The organism is Dolichospermum circinale AWQC131C, assembly GCF_000426905.1.
GTDB classification, from domain to species: Bacteria; Cyanobacteriota; Cyanobacteriia; order Cyanobacteriales; family Nostocaceae; genus Dolichospermum; species Dolichospermum circinale.
In genome coordinates this window covers 178,350-186,106 of record NZ_KE384588.1, presented here as the reverse complement: position 1 = coordinate 186,106, position 7,757 = coordinate 178,350, and the positions used below count along the sequence as shown (strand labels likewise).

Sequence of the window (7,757 nt, the reverse complement as noted above, 5' to 3'; positions counted from 1 at the left end):
CTGTTCCCTGTTCCCTGTTCCCTTGTCATAACGACAATTTTTAACGCCAACCTACTTATATATATCATTTACAATCATCATTTGTTGTGTCTTTTTACCAGTTATGAATTACGAATTATCGCGCATGAAGGGGATTCAATCACCAATTATTCCCGTTATTGGAGAATTAATTAAAAACTCTCCCGGAACAATTTCTCTGGGTCAAGGTGTGGTTCACTATCAACCTCCAGAAACGGTTATGGAACTATTACCAAAGTTCCTTGCTGACCCGAAAAATCATCTTTATCAGGCTGTGGTTGGTATTCCTGAATTATTAACAGCGTTAGCAGCAAAATTATCAATATTTAATGGTATTGATATTAATGAAAAAAATGCTATTGTGGTGACTGCCGGTAGTAATATGGGTTTTATAAATGCTATTTTAGCAATTACTTCTCCTGGTGATGAAATTATTTTAAATACTCCTTACTATTTTAATCATGAAATGGCGATTAAAATGGCAGGTTGTCATCCGATATTAGTCCCAACTGATACAGATTATCGCCTAATTCCCCCAGCTATAGCGGCTGCAATTACAGATAAAACCCGTGCTGTGGTGACGGTTTCTCCTAATAATCCAACGGGTGTAGTTTATTCAGAAACGGCTTTACGTCAAGTTAATCAAATTTGTCGAGAAAAGGGAATTTATCATATTAGTGATGAGGCTTATGAATATTTTACATACAATGGTGCAAAACATTTTTCTCCTGGGGCATTTTTAAACAGTAATCGCCATACAATTTCTCTTTTTAGTTTATCAAAAGCCTATGGTTTTGCTAGTTGGAGAATTGGTTATATGGTTATTCCCCAACATTTATTAACCGCTGTAAAAAAGGTTCAAGATACTATTTTAATTTGTCCACCGGTGGTTTCTCAATATGCAGCTTTAGGCGCGTTACAAGCTAAAGATAATTATTTAAAAGATAATATTAATGCTATTGCCCAAGTGAGAGAAATAGTAATTAGTGAACTCCATAACTTAACAGATTTATGTACGATTACACCAGCCAATGGCGCATTCTACTTTTTCTTAAAAGTACATACCAAAATGAATGATTTGGAATTGGTGAAAAAACTGATTCAAGAATATAAAATAGCGGTGATTCCCGGAACTACTTTTGGTATAGAACAGGGTTGTTATTTGCGGGTTGCTTATGGTGCATTACCAGCAGATACAGCAAAATCAGGTATAGAAAGATTAGTCAAAGGACTGCAAACTGTTGTATCATCATAACCGCAGCCAGAAAATTCATACTCCCTAATATTATTTTCTCCCATGAGTCAAATAGTTTGGATAGCAAGACACGCTAACCGTCTTGATTTCGTAAATCCAGATTGGTTTTTAACCGCCGAAAGACGGTATGATCCGCCTTTATCCGATGATGGTATGATACAAGCACAGCAATTAGCAAAACGACTGAAAGGGAAAAAAATCGCTCACATTTTCGCTTCTCCATTTTTGCGAACCATACAAACTGCTCATGCGATCGCTGAAGTTTTGGATTTGGCGATTAAACTAGAAATAGGTTTGAGTGAATGGCTAAATCCAGCATGGATGACCGAAGAACCGGAAAAACTCTCAACTCCAACCTTAGTCAAATTATTTCCCAGAATTGACCCCAGTTATACATCACGCATAGCTGCACAATACCCCGAAACCCATGAAAAGGTGCGAGAACGTTCAGCCCAAACTGCCAGATGTCTATCTACTGAATTTTTTCCCCATGATATTCTATTAGTAGCCCATGGTGCTTCTGTATTGGGGGCAGCAATGGGTTTAGTGGGAGATGTGGCTAAAACTGAAGTTAAGGCCTCTCTCTGTTCCTTGGTAAAGGTGGTGCGTCAAGATTCCCAATGGTTGCTAGAACTAAAGGGGGATACTTCCCATTTAACTAAAACTGAGGAATTGGTGCGATTTGTGTGAATATTTTGATCATAAGGGGATTTTTCTCAAATCCCAAGGGACAATTAAGCACAGGTAATTTATTAGCTGATAATTTTTATGAGTTTGCTACTGGCAGGAGACATCGGTGGAACAAAAACTATTTTGCGTCTGGTACAATCTTCAGATGCGGTAGGGCTAAAAACTCTGTATGAGGAAAGTTTTCCCAGTGGGGATTTTCCTGATTTAGTCCCCATGGTCCAAAGGTTTTTGACTACAGCTAATTCTAGCACACCAGACAAAGCCTGTTTTGCCATCGCTGGACCTGTGGTAGGAAATACTGCTAAGTTGACTAATTTATCATGGTTTCTGGATACGGAACGTTTAAGCAAAGAATTGGGTATTGAAAGAATTTCTCTAATTAATGACTTTGCGGCCGTTGGTTATGGTATTTTTGGTTTAAATAAACAGGATTTACTAACTTTACAGGTTGGTAAATATCAATCAACAGCACCAATGGCTATAATCGGTGCAGGAACGGGGTTAGGACAGGGATTTTTGATTAAACAGGGACAGGATTATCAAGTCTTTCCTTCGGAGGGTGGACACGCAGATTTTGCCCCCCGCAATGAGTTAGAATTTGAATTGTTGAAATATATTTTGACTAAATATGATATTCAACGAGTATCCGTGGAAAGGGTTGTTTCTGGTTTGGGAATTACTTCTATTTATCAATTTTTACGAGATAGAAAAATAGCTACTGAGTCTCCAACAATTGGGAACGCAGTCAGAATTTGGGAACAAGAAGCAGGAAAGTCAGAAAAAACTGTTGACCCTGGTGCGTTAATTGGGAATGCTGCTTTAGAAAAAAGCGATCGCCTTTCGGAACAAACTATGCAATTATTTATAGAGGCCTACGGTGCAGAAGCGGGAAATCTAGCCCTGAAACTACTACCTTATGGAGGATTATACATTGCTGGTGGTATCGCCCCTAAAATCCTACCTTTAATACAGGATGGCAGTTTCTTGAACAATTTCACCCACAAAGGAAGAATGGGGTCTATTTTGAGTGAAATACCCGTATTTATAATACTCAACCAACAAGTCGGGTTAATTGGTGCTGCTTTGTCTGCATCTAGGTTATAAATAGCAATAACAGTAAAATCTGCATCTACAACTTCTATGATGATGTAATATCAGTGAAATATTCAGGAGTAGCAAAAAATGATCATCACTGAAATACCAACGCAATTACTAACTAACAATTGGATAACAGCAACTTGGGATGAATATATTCAAGTAATTGAAAATTTTGCTGATAAAAAAGCCAAAAGTTATTATCATCATGGGAAAATGAGGATAGAAATATCACCAATTGGAAATGATCATGCTTGTTACCATAGTATAATTATTTTTGCTGTTAACCTATTTGCAACAATTAAGGGAATTAAATTTAATAGCAAAGATAATTGTACATACAGAAAAATAGGATTTCAAGAAGTACAACCAGATGTTTCTTATTATATTGCTGAAAAAGCAAATGCTATTCCCTATGGAACTGCTATTATCAACTTAGATGTTTATCCTGTACCAGATTTAGTCATTGAAGTTGCTAATAGTTCCTTAGCTGATGATCAAGGGGAAAAACGTCTCATGTATGAAAATATGGGTATACCCGAATATTGGGTACTTGATGTCCAAAATCTCCAGATTATCCCTTTTATCATCGAAAATGGCGAAAGTAGAAGAATTAATGAATCTCAAGTATTACCAGGATTACAGATTTCTTTACTTAATGAAGCATTAAGAAAAACTCGACAAATGGATCATAGTCAAGTTTGTGCTTGGTTATTAAGTCAATTTCAGCAATAATTATATAATTTCATCCTATTTTTAAATAGCGTACTCATAATTTTGGGAATTATGGCAGGACATAGTAAATGGGCTAATATTAAACGTCAAAAAGCGGTGGTAGACGCAAAAAGGGGACATATCTTTACCCAGCTATCCCGCGCGATAATTGTCGCAGCTAGAAATGGTATACCAGACCCAGCGGGGAATTTTCAACTACGGACCGCCATTGATAAAGCCAAGGCGGCTGGTATTCCTAATGATAACATTGATAGAGCGATCGCTAAAGGAGCAGGTACTTTTGGCGGTGATTCCTACGGAGATCCTCGCTATCACGACCGTTTAGAAGAAATTCGTTATGAAGGTTATGGTCCGGGTGGTGTCGCAATTTTGATTGAAGCCCTCACAGATAACCGCAACCGTACTGCGGCTGATTTACGGGTGTCCTTTAGTAAAAATGGCGGAAATTTGGGAGAAACCGGTTGTGTCAGTTGGATGTTTTCCCAAAAGGGTGTTTGTGTGCTTGAGAATGTAATTAATGAAGAACAGCTTTTAGAAGCTTCCTTAGAGGGAAATGCTGAGTCTTATGAAATGATTGCAGACCATACATCTGAGGTATTTACTGAAGTAACAAATTTAGAGAAACTCAGTCAAGTCTTGAAAGCAAAAGGGTTTAAAGTAGTTGATGTAGAAATACGCCAGATTCCTGGTAATAAAGTTGAGGTAACAAATATTGAACAAGCGCGATCGCTTTTTAAATTAATTGATACCTTAGAAGGGTTAGATGACGTGCAAAGTGTTACCAGCAATTTAGAAATTGCTGATAATTTGATGGTTTTAAGTATGACCTAGTATTTTGTACCGTATTTTGTGCCGTTGCCTTGATTATCAATCGTAATCGCGTCACAATAATAATTAAAACTATTGTAATTTATCTTCACAATGTCTTCCACCCTTCTGACTCCTACCCTTTCCTCTCCCCACTCCCCCACAGAAAACCATTGGGGATATGATTATGATTTAGTCATAGTCGGTGGTGGAATTGTCGGTTTGACCCTGGCCGCAGCGTTAAAAAACTCTGATTTAAGTATCTTACTCATTGAAGCAAAACCTACATCAGCAGCAGTGGCTAAAGGTCAGGCTTATGCAGTACATTTATTATCAGCGCGAATTTTTCAAGGAATAGGAATTTGGGAAAAAATGCTCCCAAAAATTGAAAAATATCATCAAGTTTGTTTGTCTGACGCTGATTATTCTAATATCGTCAAATTCCAAACTTCTGACTTAGGAAAAGATGCGAAAACGCCAGAATTAGGTTATGTTGCTGAACATGATGCTATCTTAACACCTTTACAAGAATTTGTACATAATTGTCCCAATGTTACTTACATTTGTCCTGGGGAAGTAATCAAAACAGAAAATCAATTAGATATCGTCAATATTACCATCAAAATTAACGATCAAACCCAAATAATTCGCAGCAAATTATTAGTAGCAGCCGATGGTTCTAAATCTGCAATTCGTCAAGCAGCAGGAATAAAAACTAAAGGTTGGAAATATTGGCAATCATGTATAGTGGCTTTTATTAAACCAGAAAAACCCCACAATAATACAGCTTATGAGAAATTTTGGTCTAGTGGACCATTTGCCATTTTACCATTACCAGAAAACCGTTGTCGCATTGTTTGGACAGCGCCCCATGCAGAAGCAAAAGCCTTATGCGCTTTGAATGATCAGGAATTTTTAGCGGAACTGACTAAACGCTATGGTGAGCAAATGGGTAAATTAGAATTATTAGGGGACAGATTTATTTTTCAAGTACAATTAATGCAGAGCGATCGCTATGTTCTCCCTAGATTAGCATTAATTGGCGATGCCGCCCATAATTGTCATCCTGTGGGAGGACAAGGTTTAAATTTAGGTATTCGTGACGCAGCAGCATTAGCCGAAATCATCCAAACAGCACAGCAAAATCGTCAAGATATTGGTAATATTTCCATTCTCAAAAAATATGAACGCTGGAGAAAAAAAGAAAACCTCGCAATATTGGGTTTCACTGATTTATTAGATCGAGTTTTTTCTAATAACTTTTTACCAGTGGTAATAGTTCGTCGTCTCGGTTTATGGATGATGCAAAAAGTCCCGATGATCAGAATATTTGCTCTGAAATTGATGATAGGATTAAAAGGAAAAACACCAGAATTAGCTAAACGCTGAAATTACCAACACCAAAAGTAGGGTGCGTCAGATTCGATAACTCAGCCAGCCATAAATCGCCTTTTGATCTCTGACGCACCTGAAAAATTTACCTCTTTTGATAATTTGTTAATAACATCAACTTAATAACTAAGGAAAGTGAGAGATATCATGACTCAAACTTTAGAAAATTCTCTCAATTTAGTAGAAGAAGAACAATATTTCTACCGTCCTGGAATAACCTGGGAAAGTTTTCAAGCAATTCAAAAAGCCTTTGCAAATGTACCAGGAGTGCGTTTATTTTATTGTGAAGGAGTTTTAGAAATCGTGACTATCAGTAAACCCCATGAAGCAATTAGTAGTTTAATGGCTGCATTACTAACCAAACACTTTGAAATAGAAGAGATTGAATTTTTTCCCAGTGGTAGCTATTCGCAAATTATTCCTGGTATAGTTGAGTATCAAGCTGATTTATCCTATTGTTTTCAAACTGATAAATCTAGACCAGATTTATGTATTGAAATTGTGATTACTAGTGGTAGTCCTATTAAATTACAAAAATATAAATTAATGCAAGTTCCCGAAGTTTGGTTTTGGGAAGATGGAACTTTAGAAATTTACTGTTTGCGAGAACAAGAATATGAGAAAGTTAATAATAGTGAATTGTTACCCAAATTAGATTTATCCCTATTAAATCGTTGTCTTTTATTATCTTCTCCCTTAGAAGCAGTTAAACAATTTCGTCAGGTATTAACCTTGTAGGGTGCGTTAGCGACAGCGTAACGCACCACAAATCCTGGTTTATCCTCGTTTCAAAGATTGGTATTTTAATAAAAAACAGAGATTAAATTAACTCTAAACTTACCCTATTTTCTGCATAATTAGCAATTAAAACGAATAACTTCAACCATCGAGAACCCAGTAAAATCTCCTGTATTTCATCTCCAGCAAATACAGGAATTTCAAACTCTTGACCATCTATAATTACCCTACCATGATAAACATCAAATTTGGTTTCTCCTTGAGCAGTTCTTAATTTATCTTGACCTGAAAAAGTCCAATCAAGACTTTGTATATCTTGTTTATTCATAGCTAAAAATTCAGTAAATCCTGTATCTAACATTGTTTCTACAGGAAAACTGAAATCATCCCCACCAATTAAGTCAATTTCCAAATAAATTTGTCCATTTTCTCCAAATCTTCCCTCAATCATATTCTGCCACTAACTCCCGTTTCATTAATGCCAAAAATATGATTAATTACATGAGGATACTTGTCTCTAGCCATTTTACTAGCTACTTCCTTATCCTGATCAATAAAATAATCACCACTATCAGGTTCAATCGCAATGTACCAACCATAATATTTATCTAATATTTCTGGTTTTAAACGTTCAAAAATTGCCCAACAACGCTCATAAAATGCCTCTCTTCTAGCCCTATCTTGGGCTTTTTGTTCATCAGTCCATTGAATTTCAGGAAATACCCTCCCACGTCTAACAACTCTTTGGGGTGTAGATTGTGTCATGATTAATCACCTGATTAAAGTTTATTATTCATTTTAGCATATTATTGATTTAGTATTAATTTGTAGGGTGCGTTAGCGACAGCGTAACGCACCACAAATCCTCGTTTATCCTCGTTCCCAGGTAGAACCTGGGAATCGCATCAAGAAGGCTCTGACTTCTGAAAAACCCTGAAACTCTATTAATCTAGTAAAGATTGTATTGGGTTTCCGCTCTATATTTGGAAAATTGACAAAGGTATTGACTTATTTAACCCATTTTTAT

Annotated in this window: 9 protein-coding genes; 7 read left to right on the top strand and 2 right to left on the bottom strand. The window is 36.6% G+C overall.

Features of this window, described 5'->3' with window-relative positions; all coding sequences use genetic code 11:
* The first annotated feature begins 103 nt into the window (after nucleotides 1-103).
* The 7 genes from ACIR131C_RS0102165 to ACIR131C_RS0102135 all read left to right on the top strand — a co-directional run bounded on the left by ACIR131C_RS0102165 (nucleotide 104) and on the right by ACIR131C_RS0102135 (nucleotide 6,730).
* Nucleotides 104-1,273, top strand: a complete 1,170-nt coding sequence (locus ACIR131C_RS0102165; RefSeq protein ID WP_028088885.1) for a pyridoxal phosphate-dependent aminotransferase — start codon at nucleotides 104-106, stop codon at nucleotides 1,271-1,273.
* 42 nt (nucleotides 1,274-1,315) lie between these two features.
* Nucleotides 1,316-1,963, top strand: a complete 648-nt coding sequence (locus ACIR131C_RS0102160) for a histidine phosphatase family protein (RefSeq protein ID WP_028088884.1) — start codon at nucleotides 1,316-1,318, stop codon at nucleotides 1,961-1,963.
* A gap of 78 nt (nucleotides 1,964-2,041) precedes the next feature.
* Nucleotides 2,042-3,067 carry a glucokinase gene (locus ACIR131C_RS0102155; RefSeq protein WP_028088883.1) on the top strand — a complete coding sequence of 342 codons (1,026 nt, stop codon included), beginning with the start codon at nucleotides 2,042-2,044 and terminating at the stop codon, nucleotides 3,065-3,067.
* Nucleotides 3,068-3,145: 78 nt separating this feature from the next.
* Nucleotides 3,146-3,793 (top strand): Uma2 family endonuclease, encoded by a 648-nt coding sequence (locus tag ACIR131C_RS0102150; RefSeq protein WP_035368328.1) that lies wholly within the window; start codon nucleotides 3,146-3,148, stop codon nucleotides 3,791-3,793.
* A 51-nt stretch (nucleotides 3,794-3,844) separates the two neighbouring features.
* Entirely contained in the window at nucleotides 3,845-4,624 is a 780-nt protein-coding gene (locus ACIR131C_RS0102145) for a YebC/PmpR family DNA-binding transcriptional regulator (protein ID WP_028088882.1), read from the top strand.
* A 90-nt stretch (nucleotides 4,625-4,714) separates the two neighbouring features.
* The gene (locus ACIR131C_RS0102140) at nucleotides 4,715-5,989 is read left to right on the top strand and encodes an FAD-dependent hydroxylase (protein ID WP_028088881.1); all 1,275 of its coding nucleotides are present in this window, start codon (nucleotides 4,715-4,717) and stop codon (nucleotides 5,987-5,989) included.
* Nucleotides 5,990-6,139: 150 nt separating this feature from the next.
* Nucleotides 6,140-6,730 (top strand): Uma2 family endonuclease, encoded by a 591-nt coding sequence (locus tag ACIR131C_RS0102135; protein WP_028088880.1) that lies wholly within the window; start codon nucleotides 6,140-6,142, stop codon nucleotides 6,728-6,730.
* An 82-nt stretch (nucleotides 6,731-6,812) separates the two neighbouring features.
* On the opposite strand, the gene ACIR131C_RS0102130 is transcribed toward ACIR131C_RS0102135, so the two are convergent.
* Together ACIR131C_RS0102130 and ACIR131C_RS0102125 are read right to left on the bottom strand one after the other, a co-directional pair.
* Nucleotides 6,813-7,181, bottom strand: coding sequence for a hypothetical protein (locus ACIR131C_RS0102130; protein ID WP_028088879.1), 369 nt, complete (start codon nucleotides 7,179-7,181; stop codon nucleotides 6,813-6,815).
* Nucleotides 7,178-7,495 (bottom strand): hypothetical protein, encoded by a 318-nt coding sequence (locus ACIR131C_RS0102125; RefSeq protein WP_028088878.1) that lies wholly within the window; start codon nucleotides 7,493-7,495, stop codon nucleotides 7,178-7,180. The genes ACIR131C_RS0102130 and ACIR131C_RS0102125 overlap by 4 nt, the downstream gene beginning before the upstream one ends.
* Nucleotides 7,496-7,757: the final 262 nt, after the last annotated feature.

Coding starts and splice junctions, on each gene's coding strand:
- ACIR131C_RS0102165 (WP_028088885.1), top strand. CDS start 104: ATGAATTACGAATTATCGCGCATGAAGGGGATTCAATCACCAATTATT.
- ACIR131C_RS0102160 (WP_028088884.1), top strand. CDS start 1,316: ATGAGTCAAATAGTTTGGATAGCAAGACACGCTAACCGTCTTGATTTC.
- ACIR131C_RS0102155 (WP_028088883.1), top strand. CDS start 2,042: ATGAGTTTGCTACTGGCAGGAGACATCGGTGGAACAAAAACTATTTTG.
- ACIR131C_RS0102150 (WP_035368328.1), top strand. CDS start 3,146: ATGATCATCACTGAAATACCAACGCAATTACTAACTAACAATTGGATA.
- ACIR131C_RS0102145 (WP_028088882.1), top strand. CDS start 3,845: ATGGCAGGACATAGTAAATGGGCTAATATTAAACGTCAAAAAGCGGTG.
- ACIR131C_RS0102140 (WP_028088881.1), top strand. CDS start 4,715: ATGTCTTCCACCCTTCTGACTCCTACCCTTTCCTCTCCCCACTCCCCC.
- ACIR131C_RS0102135 (WP_028088880.1), top strand. CDS start 6,140: ATGACTCAAACTTTAGAAAATTCTCTCAATTTAGTAGAAGAAGAACAA.
- ACIR131C_RS0102130 (WP_028088879.1), bottom strand. CDS start 7,181: ATGATTGAGGGAAGATTTGGAGAAAATGGACAAATTTATTTGGAAATT.
- ACIR131C_RS0102125 (WP_028088878.1), bottom strand. CDS start 7,495: ATGACACAATCTACACCCCAAAGAGTTGTTAGACGTGGGAGGGTATTT.